This window comes from Methylobacterium crusticola (genome assembly GCF_003574465.1).
In the GTDB taxonomy this organism is placed as follows: Bacteria; Pseudomonadota; Alphaproteobacteria; order Rhizobiales; family Beijerinckiaceae; genus Methylobacterium; species Methylobacterium crusticola.
On record NZ_QOWC01000014.1, the window covers coordinates 35,919 to 55,437 of the forward strand.

General features: G+C 71.2%; 22 protein-coding genes. All 22 read left to right on the forward strand.

From position 1 onward, the window contains the following. The first annotated feature begins 26 nt into the window (after positions 1–26). Positions 27–374 carry a hypothetical protein gene (locus DT057_RS10890; RefSeq protein WP_128562121.1) on the forward strand — a complete coding sequence of 116 codons (348 nt, stop codon included), beginning with the start codon at positions 27–29 and terminating at the stop codon, positions 372–374. A gap of 118 nt (positions 375–492) precedes the next feature. Then, entirely contained in the window at positions 493–3,135 is a 2,643-nt protein-coding gene (locus DT057_RS10895) for a phage tail tape measure protein (RefSeq protein WP_128562122.1), read from the forward strand. A 3-nt stretch (positions 3,136–3,138) separates the two neighbouring features. Next, entirely contained in the window at positions 3,139–3,615 is a 477-nt protein-coding gene (locus DT057_RS10900; protein ID WP_128562123.1) for a DNA circularization N-terminal domain-containing protein, read from the forward strand. A 13-nt stretch (positions 3,616–3,628) separates the two neighbouring features. Beyond that, positions 3,629–4,375: a hypothetical protein gene (locus tag DT057_RS10905; protein ID WP_128562124.1), complete on the forward strand. Its 747-nt coding sequence runs from the start codon at positions 3,629–3,631 to the stop codon at positions 4,373–4,375. After that, positions 4,372–4,692: a hypothetical protein gene (locus DT057_RS10910; protein WP_128562125.1), complete on the forward strand. Its 321-nt coding sequence runs from the start codon at positions 4,372–4,374 to the stop codon at positions 4,690–4,692. The genes DT057_RS10905 and DT057_RS10910 overlap by 4 nt, the downstream gene beginning before the upstream one ends. 1 nt (position 4,693) lies before the next feature. Further along, complete coding sequence (locus DT057_RS10915) at positions 4,694–4,960, forward strand: hypothetical protein (protein ID WP_128562126.1); 267 nt, start codon at positions 4,694–4,696, stop codon at positions 4,958–4,960. 5 nt (positions 4,961–4,965) lie between these two features. Beyond that, positions 4,966–6,051, forward strand: a complete 1,086-nt coding sequence (locus tag DT057_RS10920) for a phage baseplate assembly protein (RefSeq protein ID WP_128562127.1) — start codon at positions 4,966–4,968, stop codon at positions 6,049–6,051. Between the two features lie 3 nt (positions 6,052–6,054). Continuing rightward, positions 6,055–6,561, forward strand: coding sequence for a phage baseplate assembly protein domain-containing protein (locus DT057_RS10925; protein ID WP_128562128.1), 507 nt, complete (start codon positions 6,055–6,057; stop codon positions 6,559–6,561). 4 nt (positions 6,562–6,565) lie between these two features. After that, the gene (locus tag DT057_RS10930) at positions 6,566–7,102 is read left to right on the forward strand and encodes a phage GP46 family protein (protein WP_128562129.1); all 537 of its coding nucleotides are present in this window, start codon (positions 6,566–6,568) and stop codon (positions 7,100–7,102) included. Next, positions 7,089–8,201, forward strand: coding sequence for a baseplate J/gp47 family protein (locus tag DT057_RS10935; protein WP_128562130.1), 1,113 nt, complete (start codon positions 7,089–7,091; stop codon positions 8,199–8,201). Before DT057_RS10930 ends, DT057_RS10935 begins: the two co-directional genes overlap by 14 nt. Before the next feature lie 7 nt (positions 8,202–8,208). Continuing rightward, a complete protein-coding gene (locus DT057_RS10940; RefSeq protein ID WP_128562131.1) occupies positions 8,209–9,171 on the forward strand; it encodes a putative phage tail protein in 963 nt (320 codons plus the stop codon). Between the two features lie 82 nt (positions 9,172–9,253). Further along, positions 9,254–10,198, forward strand: coding sequence for a glycine-rich domain-containing protein (locus tag DT057_RS10945; protein WP_128562132.1), 945 nt, complete (start codon positions 9,254–9,256; stop codon positions 10,196–10,198). A 42-nt stretch (positions 10,199–10,240) separates the two neighbouring features. Further along, positions 10,241–10,771 carry a DUF4376 domain-containing protein gene (locus DT057_RS10950; RefSeq protein ID WP_128562133.1) on the forward strand — a complete coding sequence of 177 codons (531 nt, stop codon included), beginning with the start codon at positions 10,241–10,243 and terminating at the stop codon, positions 10,769–10,771. 40 nt (positions 10,772–10,811) lie between these two features. After that, positions 10,812–11,270 (forward strand): hypothetical protein, encoded by a 459-nt coding sequence (locus tag DT057_RS10955; RefSeq protein WP_128562134.1) that lies wholly within the window; start codon positions 10,812–10,814, stop codon positions 11,268–11,270. Between the two features lie 4 nt (positions 11,271–11,274). After that, positions 11,275–12,633 (forward strand): hypothetical protein, encoded by a 1,359-nt coding sequence (locus tag DT057_RS10960; RefSeq protein ID WP_128562135.1) that lies wholly within the window; start codon positions 11,275–11,277, stop codon positions 12,631–12,633. A 95-nt stretch (positions 12,634–12,728) separates the two neighbouring features. Then, positions 12,729–14,300 (forward strand): hypothetical protein, encoded by a 1,572-nt coding sequence (locus DT057_RS10965; protein ID WP_128562136.1) that lies wholly within the window; start codon positions 12,729–12,731, stop codon positions 14,298–14,300. Positions 14,301–14,308: 8 nt separating this feature from the next. Next, positions 14,309–14,815, forward strand: coding sequence for a DUF4376 domain-containing protein (locus tag DT057_RS10970; RefSeq protein ID WP_128562137.1), 507 nt, complete (start codon positions 14,309–14,311; stop codon positions 14,813–14,815). A gap of 130 nt (positions 14,816–14,945) precedes the next feature. Further along, the gene (locus DT057_RS10975; protein WP_128562138.1) at positions 14,946–15,212 is read left to right on the forward strand and encodes a hypothetical protein; all 267 of its coding nucleotides are present in this window, start codon (positions 14,946–14,948) and stop codon (positions 15,210–15,212) included. Between the two features lie 4 nt (positions 15,213–15,216). Beyond that, the gene (locus DT057_RS10980) at positions 15,217–17,772 is read left to right on the forward strand and encodes a cellulase family glycosylhydrolase (protein WP_128562139.1); all 2,556 of its coding nucleotides are present in this window, start codon (positions 15,217–15,219) and stop codon (positions 17,770–17,772) included. 104 nt (positions 17,773–17,876) lie between these two features. Further along, positions 17,877–18,092, forward strand: coding sequence for a hypothetical protein (locus tag DT057_RS10985; protein WP_128562140.1), 216 nt, complete (start codon positions 17,877–17,879; stop codon positions 18,090–18,092). A gap of 28 nt (positions 18,093–18,120) precedes the next feature. Next, a complete protein-coding gene (locus DT057_RS10990) occupies positions 18,121–18,852 on the forward strand; it encodes an N-acetylmuramidase family protein (RefSeq protein ID WP_128562158.1) in 732 nt (243 codons plus the stop codon). Positions 18,853–18,910: 58 nt separating this feature from the next. After that, positions 18,911–19,483 carry a hypothetical protein gene (locus tag DT057_RS10995; RefSeq protein WP_128562141.1) on the forward strand — a complete coding sequence of 191 codons (573 nt, stop codon included), beginning with the start codon at positions 18,911–18,913 and terminating at the stop codon, positions 19,481–19,483. Positions 19,484–19,519 lie beyond the last annotated feature (36 nt).

Sequence of the window (19,519 nt, forward strand, 5' to 3'; positions counted from 1 at the left end):
GGCGCGCCGCCAGGAGAACCCGACCCGTGGCCCACGAAGTCAAGATCCCGCTCAAGACGCCGATTATCACCCACGGCGGCGAGGTGCGCGAGATCGTGCTCAAGGCGCCGAGCTTCGACGCCTACATGGAGCACGGCGAGCCCTACACGGTGGCCGAGACCCCCGACGGCGCGCGCTACGCGGTCGAGAGCATGGAGGTCATTCGGGCCTACGTGGCCGACTGCCTGGTCTCTCCGGCCGACGTCAACCTGCTCTCGCAGTGCGACGCCCGCACCGGCCGGGAGGTGCGAAAGGTAATCCTGGGTTTTTTCCAGCCCGACGGCGAGGTGACCGAACCGTCGCCGACCTCGCCGACGACCTCGCCTTCGAGCTGAGCCAGGACGTCGCCGCGATCGGGCGGATGAGCCTGCCGCAGGTGATCTACTGGTACGGCCGGGCGCTCGCCCGGGCCGAGAAACGCCGCCGTGAGCGGGAGACGCGGGGGCAACGCTGATGGGCCGGATCATCGAAGCCAAGGCCGTCATCTCGGCCGAGGACCGCACCGGCGCCGTCTTCGACAAGATCGGGAAGAAGCTTCAGGGCCTCGGCAAGGGCGCGAAGGCTTCGGCCGAGATCGAGCGCCTCTCGGGCCGCCTCGGCGGCTTGCAGCGCCAGATGCAGGCCTTCGACAAGGTTCGCGGCGTCGAGAGCTCGCTCGCGAGCTCCCGCATGGCGATGCGCCAGGCTCAAGGGGAGGCGAAGCGCCTCGCGAGTGCCCTCGACAGCGCCCGGGCCTCGGCCAAGACCCTCAAGACCCCGGAGGCGACCGCCTCGGTCAAGCAGCTCGAGCGCCAACTGCGCGGCGCCGAGACCGCCGCCCGCGCGACCGAGGCCGCGTTCGCGCGCCAGGCAGCGAGCTTCAAGTCGGCGCGCCAGGAGATGAATTCCTTCGGCGTGCCCGTGACCTCGGCGGTCGGGCATCAGAAGGCCTTGCGCTCGGCGATCGAGTCGACCTCGGCCGCCCTCGACAAGCAGATGCGCATGGATCGCCTCGCCACCCGCGGCGCGGCCGACGCCAAGCGTACGCGCCTCGCGCGGCGCGACGAGGAGGTCGCCCGCCGGGCCGAGATCCTCGAGCGCCGCCAGGGCCGGCGCGACGCGATCAAGGGCGCGGCCGGCATGGCGGGCCTCGCCGCCGTGCACAAGGCCGAGCACTTCGGCGCCCACGCGCTGCACACCTACCAGGAGTTCGACAGCGAGCGCCGCTTCGGCCAGATCGTGATGGGCCTGTCGGACGCCGAGCAGAAGCCGCTCGTCGACCAGGCGATCCACATGGGCGGGAGCACGCGCTACAACGACGTGCAGGTGCTCGAGGCGCAGCGCGAGCTCGCCGCCCGCGGCTTGAAGCGCGACCAAGTCATGGGCCTGATGAGCCCGGCCGCCGACCTCGGCATGGCGACCGATCTGCGCCTGCCCGACGCCGTTAAGCAAATGGAGGGCGCGCTGTTCGGCTTCAAGAAGCCGATGGCGACGCTTCAGGAGGCGATGGAGTCGGCTCGCCAGACCGCCGACGCCCAGGTCAAGGCCGCCAAGATCTCGGGCATGACGCCCGATGACATCAGCCAGGCCTATAAGTACGGCGCGACCCCGGCCCGGATGGCGGGGCTGTCCGAGCAGACCTTGCTCGGCTTTGCCGGCATCTCGAAAAAGGCGAACATGGGCGGCCAGGAGTCCGGCACCGCCTTCCGGGCACTCGTCGCCAACGCGCTCAAGCCGACCCGCGGCGCCAAAGAGGCGATGCTGGCGAACGGGCTCGATTACAAGAATTACCAGAAAAACCCGGACAAGATCGACCTCGACGCCTTCGTCAAGACTGTCGCGGCGCAGTACGGGGTCAAGCTCGACAAGGACACGCGCGGCGGTCTCGGCAAGATCTTTTCCGACAAGGGGATGATCGGCGACCCGTCGAAGTTCACGCCGGCCGTGATGAAACTCCTCTCCGATAACCTCGGCGGGGATGACGCCAAGTCGAAAAAGTCGATCGCCGGCCTCGCCAACCGCTTCCGTGACGCGTCCATGTGGGGCGTCGACACCGATCGCCTGGTGCAAGACCTGATGAAGGCGATCCCGGGCAACCCGGCGCTCGCCAACGCGATTTTCGGGTCGAAGCAGGGCGCCCGCATCGCCAACGCGCTCGGCGATCCCGAGACGTTCAAGCACCTGATCGAGGAGCTCCTCAGCCACTCGCAGGGCTACGCGAAGACCGTCGCTGACGCCCGCATGGCCGGCTTCGACGGCGCGGTGAAGCGCTTGCAGGGCGCGACCACCAACGCCGAGACCAAGCTCGGTCGGGCGTGGGATGACGACGGCAAGGGCGGGATCCTGACGAGCCTCACCGACAAGGCCGGCCACCTGGTGCAGAGCTTCGCCGAGCTCAGCAACGGGGCGGCTCAGCTCACCTCGGGCGTGCTCGGCGCGGCGTCGGTGTTCCTCGGGATCAAGAGCGCGGGCCTCACGGCCTCGGCGCTCGGCTTCGGCGGCCCGGCGGCGGCCGCCGCGGCGGGCCTGAGCACCGCGGGCGCCGGCGTCGCGATCGGCGCCGGCGTCGCGGCCTACAGCACGGCCGAGCAACTGCCCAAGGCGGTCGCCGAGCGCCGCGTCGACCCGGCGACAGGTGGCGCGCTCGACGAAAACCCCATGGCCGACCTCGGCCCCTGGATCAAGGAAACCTGGCGCTCCCTGTTCGGAGGCGGCCAGACCCTCCCGGTCGAGGTGAAATCCTGGGGCGACGCCAAGGGCAACCTCGGCGAGCGCGGTGCGCTCGGCGCGGCGTCCGGCGCGGGCGCGGATCTCTCGGGCCAGTCGACGATCCTCGGCAACACGCTCGAAAAGGCGCTCGGGTCATTCGAGGCCAAGATGGGCAAGCCGCTCGAGGCGAACGTCAAGCCCGATCAGATCCAGGCCAACGTCAAGCCCGACCAGGTCACGGCGAAGATCGAGGGCCAAGCCCAGGTCAACGTGACCGTCAAGATCGACGGGCCCGGCGCCGTCTCGGGCCTCTCGGCGACCTCGTCGGGCAACATCCGCGCCAATGCCGGCTTCCGGTCCGGCGCGATGTCCATGCCGCAGGCGGCAGGCAACCCGGGTGGGATTTAGACCATGCGTGATTGGCGCCTGAGCCTGCGCCCCGCGAGTTTCCGCGGGGCGCGCTTTCTCGTCGAGAAAGACCAGGCCGGCAAGGTCGGCCGGCGGGTCGTGCGGCACGAGTACGTCAAGGCCGAGGAGCACGGCACCGAGGACATGGGGCGGCTCGTCCGGGAGTACCGGATCACGGCCTATCTCGCCTCGGATGCCGCCGACGCCGAGATGGCGGCCCTGATCGCGGCCTGCGGCCGGGCCGGGGTCGGAACGCTCGTGCTGCCGCTGCTGGGCGCCGACCAGGTCCGCTGCGAGGGCTGCGAGCTCGCCACGCAAAAGGACAAGCTCGGTTACATCGCGGTCGATCTCGAATTCGTCGAGGCGGGCCAGGACGGGGGCGGCTTCCCGGCCATCCCGCTCGGCGACCGCCTGGCGCAAGGGGCCCTCGACGGGCTCAGCCAGGTCGTCTCGAGCGTGCTCGGCGTCTTCCCGTTCTGACGGAGTCCTCCCCATGCCCATCGCCCCCTCGGGCGCGCTCGCGGGCGCGGCGGTCTCGGCCGGCGCGCTGGCGCAGATCGTGCTCGACCTCGCCGCCGGCCTGACCGTGGCGCCCGCGATCGCGGTCGACGTGACCCGGGCCTGCCGGCGGGTCCTCAAGGTCGACGCCCCGCGGGTCACCAGCCGGGCCGACGTCGCGGCGATCGCCGCCGCCCTCGTCGAGGCCGTGCAGGCGCTCGCCCGCGCCGCCGCGCCCAGCGATGCGAGCGCCGGCCTCTACGCGGCCGCGGCCCGCGCGCGGGTCGCCGTGCCGGTCTCGGCCTCGCCGGTGCTCACCCGCGCCTACCGCTACGCCGGGGCGCTCTCGCTCTCGGTCGCGGTCGCCTGCCTCGGCGAGGCCTTCCTGGCCGAGTGCCGCTCGGACTTCGCCGACCGGCGCGCGGCCACGGCGGCGCGGACCCGGATCACGACGGCCTGCGACGGCATCTTCGACCCCGTCGCCGACCTCCTCGGCCAGGAGGTCGCCGAGATCCTCGGCGCGGCGGCCCGCCAGGCCTCGGCCCACCTCGTGACGCAGGCGGTCAGCCTCGCGCCCGTGGTGCGGGTCGCGACCGGGCGGTCGTTCCCGTCGACGGCGCTCGCGTGGAGCCTCTACGGCGACCCGAGCCGCGCCGACGAGCTCGTCAGCCGCAACCGCATCGGCACGCCGCTGTTCTGCCCGGCGACGATCGAGGCGGTCTCGCCCGGGGGCGCCGCATGAGCCCGGCTCGCCCGCCCTGCCGCAAGTGCCAGGCGACCGCGCCCGGGCACTGCCACCGGGACGCCTGCCCGCGTGCGGCCGTCCTCGAGCCCGGGACGGCCCACGTGCTGATCACCCCGGCGCTCCTCGCCGAGGTCCTCGCCGCTGGCCTGGCGCACCTGGTGCGCGCGATGCCGTTCGACGCGACCACCGCGGTCGCCGTGCTGGCGCATCCGGGCCTGCCGCCCGGCTACCACGGCGTGCGCGAGCCCGTCGTTCTGCGCGCGCCCGGCGGCCGGCCGGCGTGCCTGCGCCTCAAGCCCGAGCGGGACACCTGAAATGCCGAACGTCTCCTTCGCTGTCCCGCCGGCTCCGCCGGTCGCGCGGCGCGTCCATGTGCCGGTTCCCGGCCCGGAGGCCTGCGCGCGCTGCCGGCACTTCGAGACCGTCGACGGCCAGGGCGAGAGCTGGGGCGCCTGCCGCCGCCACGCGCCCGTCGTGGCCGCCCGCGGCGCCGGCGACCTGCGCGGCTGGCCCCTGGTCTACGCCGTCAACCGCTGCGGCGACTTCGACCGCGCCTACGACCCGCCCCTGACCGGAGCTTAGTGCCCGTGCCCTTCGTCGAGGAGATCGTGACCCTGATCGTCGACGGGCACGGCCTGATCGGCTGGCAGGACGTGTCGGTCGATCGCTCCATGGAGTCGGCCGAGATCTCGTTCACGCTCGGGGCCACGAACCCGAGCTGGTCGGCCGAGGCCAAGGCCCTGCGCCACGGCCGCGAGGTCGAGATCCGCACCGCCCCCGCCGGGCGCGGCGGCGGCGAGCTCCTGGTCAAGGGCCACGTCACGGCCTACGGCGCGAAGTACGGCAAGAGCTCGAAAGCCGTCACGGTCGAGGGCAAGTCGAAGTCGGCCGACGCCGTCGACTGTCACCCGGTCAAGCACAAAACCGGGCGCTTTGAAAACAAGACCCTGCTCGAGATCGCCAACGAGCTCGACGAGGTCCGGTGCGGCTACTCGACCGATCAGAAGCTCGAGCCGATCCCGAAGGTGCAGCGGCGCCCGACCGACACGATCCACCAGACGATCGAGCGCGAGGCGCGCCGGCTCGGGCTGATGCTCTCGGGCCAGCCCGACGGCTCGGTCAAGATCACCCGCGCCGGCACCAAGCGCCACGCCGGCGCCCTGGTGCTCGGCCAATCGCCGATCGAGGATCTCGACGTCCGGATCAAGTGCGACGCCAAGCACTCGCCGATCGTCGGGCGCGGGCAGCGCGCCAAGGGCACCGGCAAGGAGTCCTTGCGGCTCGAGGAGCAGGAGACCGACCCGAGCGTCGGGCGCAACCGGCCGCTGCTCATCATTCCCGAGGGCGACTGGACCAAGAAAGAGCTGAAGAAGCGCCTGCGCTGGGAGCGCCTGCGGCGGGCGGCCTACGGCACGACGATCACCGTCAAGGTCTCGACCTGGCGCGACGAGGCCGGCCAGCTCTGGACCCCCGGGCACCTTATGGCGATCCAGGTCGACCCCGAGGACGTCGACAGCGACTTCGCGCTCTCGACCGTCAATTTCCGCCAGGACCGCGAGGGCGGCACGCTCGCCTACCTGACCTTCGTCGACCCCAAGGCCCAGGGCGGCAAGAAAGGGTCGGGCACCTCCGACAGCGCCTTCGACGCCGGCTCGGGCGTCGACGAGGAGTGATGCATGGGCCGCACGCAGCTTTTCCGCACCGAGCTCTCGCAGACCTACGACGACGGCGAATTGCAGCTCGCCCGCGGGCTCGGCTACGCCGGCGAGGAGTTCGATCGGGTGCACGTCGTGCGCCAGCACGGCCTCGCCTCGCACGCCCCGAAGGGCTCGCACGGGGTCGGGATCGCGGGCGCCGGCGAGCGCGGCCTCGTCGCCTTCCTCGGCCTCGAGCACCAGGACAAGCGGCCCAAAAACCTCGCCGAGGGCAACACCACCCTCTACGACGCCAAGGGCAACGCGACCCGGATGCTCGGCGACGACGGGGTCTGGCACGACGCCGGCGACCGCGCTCAGAAGATGACGGGCAAGACCATCACGCTCACCGGCACCGACAGGCTCGTGCTCAAGGTCGGCTCGACGACGGTCACGATCACCCCGGGCCGCGTCGACCTCGGGGGCGAGGGCGGCTCGGCCGTGATGACGCAGGCCGGCCCCTCCTCGATCGTCTTCGCCAAGGTCTGACCCCATGCAGCTCACGCTCACGCCGCTCGCCGACGAGGGCGTCACGGTGCTGCCGCCCGACATCGTCTGGAACGGCGTCGTCGGCGACTTCGCCCTGGCGACCACGCCCGAGGACGGCGCCGCCGGCGGCCTCGTCGCGGCCAACCCGTTGCGGACCGCGGTCCTCCTCCTCCTGTTCACCGACGCCCGGGTCGAGGCGGCCGAGCTGCGGTTCGAGCACCGGGGCGACCGCCGCGGCTGGCCGGGCGACGGCTTCGACGTCGACACGGCCGCCGGCGAGGCCCCGCTCGGGTCGAAACTCTGGCTGTTTCGCCGCCACGAGCTCACCGACCTGACCGCCCGCGAGGTCGCGGCCGAGGCCGAGCGCGCGCTGCAACCCCTGGTCAAGCAGGGGGCCGCCGCGCGCGTCACCGTCGCCGCCACCGCCGACAAGGTCGCGGGCCGCATCAATCTCAGCGTCGGGGTCTACGGCCGCGACGGCCGCAGCGTCTACGCCGACCAGTTCGACCTCTTATGGAAGCGAGCCGATGGCCGGTTATAGCATCCGCGCACTTGCCGACCTGTCCCGCGCCGCCCGCTCCTACTTCACGGGAGCGGCCGGCGGGGCCGTCGCGAGCGTCTGGGCCAACACCTTCACGGTGTTTGCCAAGGTGCTCGGGCTCCTGACCTATGAGCACGAGCTGCGCCGGCGCTGGCTGTCTCGCCAGATCTTCGCCTCGACCGCCGACGAGCTCTGGCTCGCCCGGCACGCGTTCGAGCTCGGCCTAGCGCAGGGCGCCGGGGTCGCGGCGCTCGGCAGCGTCACGGCGGCCGCCACCCCGGGCCTCGCGATCCCGGCCGGCCTCACCTTCGTGCGCGACGACGGCCTGACCTACACGACCCTCGCGCGCGCGATCGCCGCCGGGCCCACCGTGACCCTCTACGTCGAGGCGGACGCGGTCGGGGAGGCCGGCAACGCGCCGGCCGGCACGGTGCTCGCCCTCTCGCCCGACACGGCCGCGCCCGACGGGCTCGGCGCCGGCGGCACGGTCGACGCCGACGAGGATGGCGGCGGCCTCTCGGGCGGGGTCGACCCGGAGGACCTCGAGTCCCTGCGCGCCCGGGTGCTCGCCCGCAAGCGCGAGCCGCCCCACGGCGGCAGCGCCCGCGACTACGCGGCCTGGCTCGCCGCGGCACTGCCCGGGGTGGTGCGGGCCGTCTTCGTCGACGCCTACGCCAACGACGCCCGCAGCGTCTGGGTCGTGTTCACGGTCGCCGACCAGCCCGACGGCATCCCGAGCGCCGGGCAGGTCACGATCGCGCAGGCCTACCTCGACGACCCGGTGCGCCGCCCCGTCACCGCCCGGGTCTTCGTCGCCGCGCCCGCCCCAGTCGCGGTGTCGGTCGCGATCGGCGGGCTCACGCCCGACACGCCGGACATTCGCGCCGCCATCGCGGCCGAGCTCGCGGCCGTCTTCGTCGACCGCGCCGAGCCCGGCCGGCCGACGCTCGGCCCCTTCGTCCTCTCGGCCTCCTGGCTCAACGAAGCGGTGAGCCGGGCGACCGGCGAGGATCGCCACCGCCTCGTCAGCCCGTCCGGCGACCTCACCTTCGGGGCCGGCCAATACCCCGTCCTCGGGGCCGTGTCCTACGTCCCGTGAGGCGCTAATGCTGATCCGCCTGAGCACCGACGGCCGCGGCTACACCGGCGACACGACGGCGCTCACCGCCGATGCGACGCTGCTCACGGTCGGGGCTCCGTCGATCCGCTTCATCCGCGCCGACGCCGTCCTGCCCACCGTCGACGGGCCGCTGCCGACGGCCGACACCGACGCCGGCGGGGGCGTTCCGCCGGGGTGGCCCTGCGCCCGGCTCGCCGACGCGCCGCCCTCGGTCGTCGACGCGCAGGCCGCCCCGACCGCAGATCAGATCCTGCCGCAGATCGCCGGCGCGCTCACGCCGCGCGGGCCGGCCTGGGGCGCCGACGAGGCCGGCGACGGGCGCGGCGCCTCGCCCGTCATGCGCCGGGTCTGGTCGGCGCTCGCGGCGTGGGTGGCGGACCTCAACGCTACCGAATGGACGCTCGCCACGCAGGCGTTGCCCTCGGCCATCACCTACAGCCTGCCCGAGTGGGAGGCCGAGTTCGGCCTGCCCGACCCGTGCTTTCAGGGGGGGTCGGGCGCGGCGGCCCGGGTCGGGGCGGTGCGGGCCCGCTTCGCCGCGCTCGGGGGCGCCTCCCCGGCCTACTTCGTCTGTCTGGCCGCCTCGATCGGGTACGACATCACGATCGAGGAGCCGACGCAGTTCCTCTGCGACGTCTCCGAGGTCGTCGAGGAGGGCCTGACGGAGACCTGGTTTCTCGTCGACGACGGCGCGATCGACGACACACCGCTCGAGGGCTTCCTGCTCAACCCCGACGTCGAGGACGCCGATCCGCTCTCCGACGAGATGCAGTGGAAATACTGGATCGTGCATGTGCGCGCGGCCGGCGAGACCTGGTTCCGGGTCGACGAGGGCGAGCTCGACCTCGATCCCCTCGAGGGCTTCGACATCGCCGCGGACCTCGAGTGCCTGCTCGGCCGCTACGCCCCGCAGCACACGCGGTTGCTGTTTAATTATTCCGTAACGTAAGCCACCCGCCGCCCTCGCCCACCGCCCCGGCCGCCCCCGCGCGCCGGGCGCGGCCGCGCGCCTGAACCTCACGGGATCCGCCATGCTCTACAATCCCCCGTCCGGCTCGATCGACCCGAACGCCCCGTACATCGGCAAGAACACGACCGCCGGCACGCAGGGTTCGAAGGTGCCGCGCGGCGCCGTCGAGTTCCCGCAGCGCGAGATCGTCAACGTCATCCTCGCCTCGGGCCAGGATCCGAGCAACGCCGACTTGCAGCAACTGCTCAAGGCGATCCGCTGGCTGATCCAGAACGCCTACAACGACCCGACCGTGCAGGCGGCCGTGATCAACCTGATCACGAACAACTATGCGCGGGGCTCCTACATCGGGCGCCAGATCTTCGCCAACCCCGGCACGGTCGCCTACACGCCGACCCCGGGCACGAAGTCGGTGCGCGTGACGGTGCACGGCGGCGGCGCGGGCGGCGGCGGCGCCGACCCGACGAGCTCCGGGCAGTTTAGCGCGGGCGGCGGCGGCGGCGCTGGCGGCATCGCGATCAGCCGGATCACCAGCGGTTTTGCGGGCGCGCTGGTCACGGTCGGTGCGGCCGGCGCCGGCGGCGTCAATCCGATCGGCATCGCGCCTTTCACCCGCGACGGCGGCAACGGCGGCGACTCGTCCTTCGGCGCCTTCCTGTCGGCCACGGGCGGCGGCGGCGCCCGCGGCGGCGCGGCCGGCACGTTCGTGAACGTCCAGGCCGGCGGCGGCGGCGGCGTCGGGATCGGCGGCAGCGAGCTCAACCTGCCGGGCGCCCCCGGCATGTACTCCACCGCCTGCGACCCCGGCAACGCGGCGTCGGGCTTCGGCGGCATCTCGATCCTCTACGGCCGCGGCGGCAACCCGATCTATTCCGGCGGCGGCGCGGGCGAGGCCTCGCAGGCCTACGGCGCGGGCGGCTCGGGCGCGTCCAACGGGGCCAGCGCCCCGGCCCGCCAGGGCGGCGCCGGCCGAGGCGGCATCGTCCTGGTCGACGAGTTCGCCTGAGCCGCCCTCCCTTCCCGCACCCCGCTACAGGTGACCCCCCTCATGACCGAATATCTGCTGGTCGACGCCGACGGCGTCGCCGTCGCCCGCGCCGCCTTCGAGGCCGGCCAGGCCCCCGAGGACCTGTTCCACCCGGAGCTCGCGGCGCGCTACCACGCCCGCGGCGCGGCCGACCTCGGCTGGCGCTGGGACGGCGCGGCGTTCGTGCCGCCCGCCCCGCCGAGGCCGGCCGAGCTCCTCGCCTACGCCGCGGCGCGGCGCTTCGCGGTCGAGACTGGCGGTCTCGTCATCGGCGGCACGCCCTTCGCCACCGACGACCGGGCCAAGACCATGCTGCTCGGCGCGCGCGCCGCGGCGCAGGCCGACCCGGCCTTCGTGACGACCTGGTTTGCCGCCGACGGCACGACCCACGAGCTCGGGGCCGCCGACCTGGTCGCGATCTCGACCGCGGTGCTCGGCCACGTCAGCGCGTGCTTCGCGACCTACGCGCAGGTCGCCGCCGGGATCCAGGCGAGCCCGCCCACGGTCGCGACCTACGCGGCGGTCGACACGGCCTTCGCCGCCCTCGCGTGACGGGGCCCGCCGCCGCGCCCTCTGCCGTCCGGAGCCCCGCATGGATCTCGAGACCATCAACAACGGCCGGATCGCCAACGACGGCACCGGCGACACCCCGCGCGATGCCTGGGGCAAGCAGAACCGGAACAACGCCAAGCTAAAGGCGGCAGCCCAGACTGCGCTCGACGCCGCCGGCGCTGTGGTGGGCGGAGCGGCGGCCGCAACTGCTGCGGCCGCGGCCGCCCAGGCGGTGCTCAACGGCGGCGTCGTGCCGGCCAGCATGGCGCCCCGGCGGTTGCAGTTCCTCGACGCCCTCGAGGCCTCCGGCGCCGGCCGGGTCGCCACCCTCGCGGCGGCCGTGCCCTCCGATCCGGGCGACCCGGTCAACCGGGCCTACCAGCACACCCTGTTCGTCACCGCTTCGTGCCGGCTCGCCGTCTTCGCCCGCGCGACGCTCGGGCTCACCGACGCGGCCTTCGCGGCGATCCTCGACGCGGCCCGCACCCTTCAGGACTGACCCCATGCTGCGCCACGTGCTCCTCGCCCTCGCGATCCTCACCGCTCCGGCGGCGGCGCAGACCTTCGCACTGCCCGAGATCGGCCTACAGGCCTCGGGCGCCTGCCGGCAGCTCGCCGTGCGCGATCGCGTCAGCACCGCCATGGTGCCGATCGGCTGCCTCGACGTGGTCGGCCCGGGCTTCCGGCTGACCCCGAGCGGCCTGGCGATGAGCGCCCTGCCGCCGCTCGACACCTCGAGCGCGAGCCGCCTGACCGGCAGGCACAACCCGCCCAACGCCGTCATGCTCGGCGGGGGCAACCGGATCTCGTTCTGCCCGACCCTGTCCTGCGTCGACAATCCGTCGACCGATCACCAGCGCGCGACGGCCCTGATCTCGGCCGAGACGCAGGATGACGGGCATTCCGAGGAGCAGACGCTCGCGGTGCTGACCACCGTCAGGACCGGCTATGCCCGGCCCTGGCTGACGAGCACGGCCTACGCGCTCGGCGACAACGTCTCGATGCAGGACGGCCGCAACAGCGTCTACCGCGTCGTGCAGGCCGGCACCTCGGCCGCCTCCGGCTCGGGCCCGAGCGGCAAGGGCTCCTCGATCGTCGACGGGTCGGTGCGCTGGGCCTGGATCAACGATGCCGCGATCAACGCCAAGGCGGGCATCTATAACGAGACGCAGATCGTCGCCGGGGGCGGCGCGACCTGGGGTCAGGCGAACAACGTCCACCTCCGGCCCGGCGCGATCCCCACATTCGCGGCCAATACCGAGCTCGATTTCGCGAACGACAGCGGGACCGACTGCGCCATCGGCGTGTCCAACTGCCTCGGCCTCTGGCTGCAAATGGTGGGCAGCAACAAGTCGACGGCCGGCGCCCTGATCTCGTCCTCGAACACGACCAACGCGGCGGCCGTCTGGGGGCTGCGTCTCGCCGGGAGCAAGCTCGCCGAGGACTCGAGCTTGCAGATCGACACCAGCGGCGTGCGCGCGATCGGCATCGGCACTTTCTCGCCCGGCGTCTACTCGGGCGCGGCGATCGAGATCCAGGGCCAGGCGCAGGCCGGCATCGGCATCGGCGGCACCAAGACGATCGCCGGCATCCTGGACGCCTCGACCTCCGCGAACGGCATCGCGCTCAACGGCGTCTACAGCGGCGCGCAGATCGTGGGCACGGGCTGGTCGGTCAGCCCGAGCGGCAACGTCGCCGCCCAGAGCGTCACGGTCTCCGGCAACCTCTACGTGCCGGCGCCGATCGTGCCGGCGACGGCGTCGACGGGCTGCGCGAAAGGCCAGATCAGCTACGACGCAAGTTTCGCCTACGTCTGCGTCGCCACGAATACCTGGAAACGCGCTGCCCTGAGCTCCTGGTAGGGCGCCAAGCCGCCGCGCCTCGTCTTCCCTGATCGCCGCACAATCCCAGGGCGCCCTCGAGCGCCCTGCCTCCCCTCGCGCGCCCGAGACCCAGCATGGCATTCCCGCTCATCAACATCGGGTCGGCCGCCAACGACGGCACCGGCGACGACCTGCGCACCGCGTTCGCCAAGGTCAACAGCTTCCTCGCGGCCTACGCGTCGCCCGACGGCCTCGCGACCGACATCGCCGCGGCGGCGAGCACGGCGCTCGACTCCGGCGTGACGCTCGCAAAGCGGATCAGCACCGGCACGGTTGCCCGGGCGCAGGTGCTCTCGGATTGGAACAGCAACCGTCCGCTGCATCTCAACGACGTGATCAAGCCCGGGACCTACGGCGAAAGCGACAATCTCTGGTCGTCAATCAATGAGCTCGCGAACCGGGCGCGCGAGCGCAACACCAGCTTTGAGCTCCCGGCCGGCAAGTTCCTCTGTAATGGCGAGGTCGACCTCCAATTTACCGAGGTCGTCGGTGCGGGGTCGGGCATTTACGACACGACGACCGTTCATCGGCAGAACGCCGGAGATATGTTCGTCTCTCTCGGACACGTCGCCCGCCTGCGCCGGCTTCGCCTTCGTCACGAGGGCGTGTCGGGCAAGGCTCTGGCCCTCCGGAATGGCGACGCGCATCGGATCGACGACGTCGGCATTGACGGGTTGCACCCGGCGGCGACCGACAGTCTCATGACGTTCTTTGGGTCCAATTGTCGGTTCGACAATCTTTCCATTTCCAGCCTTCGGGCGGCTTCGTCTTATTGTCTCGAGTGCCTGAGCAGTGAAACGTCGGGTAATATCAACATCAACAATGTGATTTCCGGCCTCTACATGGGCGGGACGAGCAGCGGTGTGCATGTCGGGTCGTCCGACGGCAGTCGCCGCCCGGAGGGCCTGCACTTCATCGCGCCTCAATCAGTGATCGTCGGCGGCCCGGCATTTACGGTCGGGGCAATCCTGCAACTGGTCATCGTCGCGCCGATGCTCGACCAGGTGAAGGGCTACGGCATCCTGATCAAGACCGAAGCGCCCTACGGCGTGTCATGCGTGCAGGTCATCGGCGGATGGATCGGCTCCTCGTCGGTGACGGACCCGAACGCGGTCGGCATCGGGATCGACAACGGCTCTCCGATCGCCAGCGCCAACGTCGGCGGCGTCGTCGTCACCGGCGGCACGGGCCTGCGCTACCTGAAAACCGGCATCGATGTCATCGGCCAGACGCAAGACCTCACCGTCGACGATAGCGTGCAGTTCTCCGACCTTGCCTCGGGCATCTGCATCGATGCGCCAGACCTCAACTGGATCAAGACGCAACTGACCGTCGGAAGTCGGATCAAGGTGCCGGCTGGGGCCCAATTGATCCGCAACAAAGCCACGGGCAGGGGCGGGCTTAAGAAGTCGCGCAAGACGTTCTCGATCCCGACGAGCGGTTTCAGCGGCTATGTCGGAGGCGATCACGGCCTGGTCGCCCCGCCTGCGACTTTGACGGTCGGGTTCGACGTCGGGACGGCGACAATGCAGCCGCCCGGAATACAGATGGCGACAAAGGATCTCAACAATGTCGTTCTGAATGCTCAGATAAACGGCATTGTCGCTCACGGAACCGGCACTGTAACCGTCGACATGGAAGTCTGAGGCCAACCATGACTTACGCCATCATCAGCCAGGACCGCGTCGTGGGGCTGGCTCCGACGGAGCCGGACCTCCCGCGCAGCATCGAAGTGCAGGACGTCTCCGGCGTGCTGGGGATCGAAATCGGGTGGTCTCGGCAGGATGGGGCGTGGGTCGCTCCGGAGCTGCCCGCGGCCGACTTGGTTGCGCGGGCAGGCGCCCGGCGGCAGCGGGCCGAGAATGCCGGCGTGGCGTTCGCCGCTGCGGGCGGATCGCGCTGGCACTCCGATCGCGCGAGCGTCGCCCGCATGATGGCGGATCGGATCTCGGCGCTGACGGACGCCACCAGGACGGCGCTCTGGCACGACGCGGACGGCGCATCGCGTGCGCTCTCAGCCCGCGACGTGATGGCCGTTACGGACGCCATCAACGCCCATCTGCGCGCCTGCGCCGACGCCTACAAGGCCGCCGTGGACGGGATCGAGGCTGGCGCAATCAAGACCAGTGCGGGCATCGCCGCGGTCTCCTGGCCGGCCTGACGCGCCCTCCTCTCATCGCAGGAACGATCACGACCGCGGCGCCCCGCTGCCGCGGCCCTGACGCGCTCCCTCCCGCCCGTCCCGCGCCGCCCCTCCCGGGCGGCTTTTTTGTGCCCGGAGCTCTCCCCTCATGGCCACCGCCTCTTACGCCCCGACCGCCGACGACTGGACGGATGCCGGGACCACCCCGTGCTACGTCCAGGTGCTCAACACCGCGTGCGTGGCGTTCGTGATCGACACGAGCGCGCCCGCGAGCTCGGTGCCGGCCACTGCCGGGCATCAGCTCGGCGTGACCGGCGAGACCTCGGCCGACATCGGGCTTGCCGGTCAGCGCCTCTACCTGCGCTCGCTCTCGCTGCCGGCGAACCTCGTCCCTGACGTGCGCGTGTCGAGGTAATCCCATGACGATCCGGATCGGCCGCGCGAGCGGCGGCGGCGGCTTCACGGTCACGCGCGATGCGACCTCGGGCCAGTACAGCGCGACCGGGCTCAAGGCCGGATCCGCGGCCGCCCTGTTCGACATCACGGCTGGCGGCGCGGCCGTCGAGACCGTCACGGTGAGCGGCGGCGGCGTTGCGACCTTCACCACCTCCCCCACCAGCGGCCACACCTACGTGGTGGACGGGGTGCAGCGGATCCCGGCCGGCGTGGCCGGCGGCGTGTCGGCGCCGGCGCCTTTCAGCTTCGGCCCGTGGATCGGCGTCAACGCGTCGGGCTTGGAGAACGGCAACCGATACGAGGCCAGCCTGGGCCTTAACAATGTCGAGGGTACGCATTTCTTCGTCCCCACGATGAATGCCATCAATCAGTGCAACAACGCTGGCGTGAAGCATTACCGGGTGCCGTTCCTGCTCGAGCGGCTCTATCGCTCGCTCGGGGCCACCAGCCTCGACGCGGGTTACTACGCCAACCTCGTCACCACGGCCGACCGCATCCACTCGGTGGGCGGGAAAATCTCGTGGGACTGCCACGCTTACGGCGAGGGCTGGTTCAACGGCGTCAAATACAACATCTCCTCGACGGGGGCCTACAACAAGACGCATCTGCTCGCGCTCTGGCGCATGTTCCTTCAAGGCCCGCTCGGCACGCATCCGGCGACGGAGGCGATCGACCTCAATAACGAGTGGCAGGCGCTCGCCAACCCGGCGGATCTGCCCGTCATTCAGCAGTACATCATCGATCAGCTTCGCGCGGACGGCAGCGAAATCCCGATCATTTACGAAGGTGATCAGTACAGCAACGGCGAGCACTTCTGGACGATCAATTCCGTGGGCTTCCCCATGGTCGATCTGAAGAACAAGGCGCGTCCTTCGGGCCATATCTATATGGATCCCGACAGCGACGGCAACGTCACCTCGCACCCCACCTGGGCGTCGTGCAAGGCCGGCGGCAGCACGGATGACACCCCGCTCAACCGCATCAAGAGCTTCGTCGATAACGCCCCGGCTGGCCTACAGCTCAACATGGGCGAGACCACCATCTATTCGGATGGTCTGGAAGCGTTTTACAGGGCGCTCAAGTATCTCATCGATCACGGTCACTCGGGTTATATCTGGAACATCGGCGAGCAGTCCGGCCCCATCGAGTCCAACCTGTTCTCCTACAACGGCGTCGAGCGGCCTCAGTGGGAGGTGATCCGCGAATTCACCGGCGTTCCGCTCCGCACGCTCACTCTGCGCGCGCCTCACGGTGCGGATGCCGGCGCCGCGGCCACCCTCAAGATCCGGGCCTCGGGCTACACCGCGACCGCGTTCCCCGTCACGCTGAGCGACGGCGGCGCCGGCGGCACGTTCTCGGTCAACCCGGTCACCGTGCCGGTCGGCTTCGGCAGCGAAGTGACCGTGACCTACACGCAGCCGGGCACCAAGGTCGTCAACCTGTCGCTGACCAACGCGGTCGGGCGCACGAACCCGGCGGCGTTCGCCTTCAGCACGGATCCCGCCAACCGCATCAACCTCCTCACGTCGGCGCCGACGACGTGGACGGATGTCAACCACGCCACCTTCGACGGGGCGACCGGGACGCTCACCGAGGACGGCAACAACGACTACCACTACCAGCGCCTGCCGGTCGTGTCGGTCGCCTCGGGCGCCGTCGAGTTGTGGATCGACTTCGCGAACACAAGCACCCGCAGGACGGGCGTCCTCGTGTTCGGCGATACGTTCGGGTTCTCGCGTTTCGGCCAGATCAATTTCGACCTGGACGCAGGCACGATCACCGCGACCAGCGGGGCCGGGCTCATCTCGTCTTCTATCGCCCCGATTGCGGGCGGTCAGAGACTCAAGATGTTCCTCGACCCGGGCCCCCTCACGGAGGTCTCTCTGGAAGTCTACTTGCAGAGCGGGAACTCCTATCAAGGCTCCGGGCAGTTCCTGCGTTACGATCCGAGCAGCGTGAAGATCTACCAGCCGGCCTCGATCGGCACGCCAGGGGTGACCTTCCCCGATCCCGCCGCGGTGTCCTCATCGATCGGGGGCACGCACAGCACGACCTACGGCTTCGAAAACCTCACGGACGTGACCGACGCCGACGGCGGGTCGTTCGCCAAGCGGTTCCCGCTCTCGGCGGATCAGAACTTCCACGGCGGCGCTTCCTCCGCGACGTTCGTGGTCAACCAGAAATACACTCACGAGATGTCGGTGCACAGCGTGAGCAACACCGGCTTTCTGATCTTGGACAGCTACGACGGCTCGGTTGACCACAGCGTGATATACGATCTCGCCAATCACACAATCGTCGCCTCGGCTGGCATTGTCACTGGCACCCCGAAGGTCACGGCTCGCGACCACGGGTTCTACAAGGTCGAGTTCGATTTCATTGCCGCGGGAAGCGGAGGCACTGGCTACGAACGCCAGTGGTACGTGGAGCCGGTGCAGCGGGCGGCGTCCGACTGGCAGGGCCCGTCCCAAAGCATCGTCCTCGACTGCTACCAGGCGCAGATCAAGCCCGCGACGTAAGCCGCAGCACTCGGCGCCCCTGGCCGGCCCATCCACGGGGCGCCCTCCCTCGACCCCGCAAGCCGCCCCTCCGGGCGGCTTTTTTGTTGCCCGGAGATCTCCGCATGACCCCGCAGCTCCTGCTCGTCGCCCTCGTCTGCGCCGTCGGCACCCCGCGCGTCGACTGCATGCGCGCGACCGCCCTCGACGTGATCGTGCAGCCGGCCGCGTCCGCGATCCCGACCGCGTGCCTCCTCGAGGGCGAGGCGCGCCTCGCGTCCGGCGCGCTCGAGCTCGCGCCCGGCACCTACCCGCTTTTTCGCTGCGAGCGCCGCCGCTGATCGCTCGCCCTGTCCCGGAGTGCTGACCATGATGAATCCCCCCGAGGCGGCCGCGCTCGCGCGCCTCACTGCCGCCGGCTTCAAGGGCCGGGCCGCCCGCCTCTCCGACCTCGACCTGCCGCGCCTCGGCGCGACGATCGGCGTCGGCGAGGACGAGATCCATAGCGTGATCGAGGTCGAGACCTCCGGCGGCGGTTTCGATAAGGCGGGCCGGCCCAAGGCGCTCTATGAGCCGCACCGCGCCTTCGCGCTCTCGAGCGGGCCCACGCGCGCGGCGCTGGTGCGTGCCGGCCTCGCCTATGCGAGTTGGGGCGCAGAGCCTTACCCGGACGACAGCTATCCCCGGATCCTGGCCGCCCTGGCGATCGACGCGCGCGTCGCGCTCGAGGCGACGAGCTGGGGCCTCGGGCAGATCATGGGGAGCAATCACGCCGAGGCCGGCTACGCGAGCGCCGCCGAAATGGTGGCGGCCTTCCTCGACGGCGAGGAGCCGCACCTCGCCGCCATGGTGAGTTTCATCAAGGCGACCCATCTCGACGACGAATTGCGCGCCCACAACTGGGCTGCATTTGCCCGCGGCTACAATGGCGCGCAGTATTCCAAGAATAAATACGACGTGAAGCTGAAGGCGGCTTTTGCCAAGTGGCAGAAGATCCCCGACACGCCGTATCCGCCCGCGCCGGCCGCGCCGTCGGCCGCCCCGGCCGTGGCCGCGGTCCCGGGCCGCTGCCCGACCTGCGGCAAGGCGCTCGCCGCCTGACGGCGCTGCACCTCCGCACCTCCCCGCCTCTCCACCTCAACGCCTCTCGAGGTCTGATATGCGCAAGCTCCTGCTCGCGGTCGCCGCCGTCGCGGTCGCCGCCGTCTCGCTCGTCCTGCCGTTCGCCGCCTTCGCGGCCGTTATCTCGCCGGCCGACATCTCGACCGACCTCTGCTGCACGTCCGTGGCGGCCCTGGCCGCCCCGACGGCCGTCGCCCTGCCGTGGGGCGACTGGATCGCGCTCGCAGGCCGCGAGCTCCTGCCGGCGGTCTCGACCGTCCTCGTCGCCGTCGTGACCTGGGCGGTGCACCGCTACGTGCCCCTCCTCGGCGCCTTCGTCTCTCAGGCCCTCGTCGAGCGCCTGGTCGGCAACGCCCTGGCTTACGCCCTCAACGACCTCGAGGGCGCCGCCAAGGGCAAGGTGCTGAGCGTGCCGCTCGGCTCGGCCGTGGTCGCCAGCGCCGCCCAGCGCGCCGTCGACGCCGGCCTGCCGTGGCTGGTCAAGCAGGCCGGCGGCCCGGCCGGCATCGCCGAGAAAGCGTTCCGGAGCCTGCACCTCGAGGAGAACGCGACGGCGGCCGCCGTGCTCGGCCCGGCGCTCGCGCAGCTCAAGGCCGGCGCCAACGCCTGACCCCGACCGGGCCGCCAGCCGGTGGCCCGGCCCTCC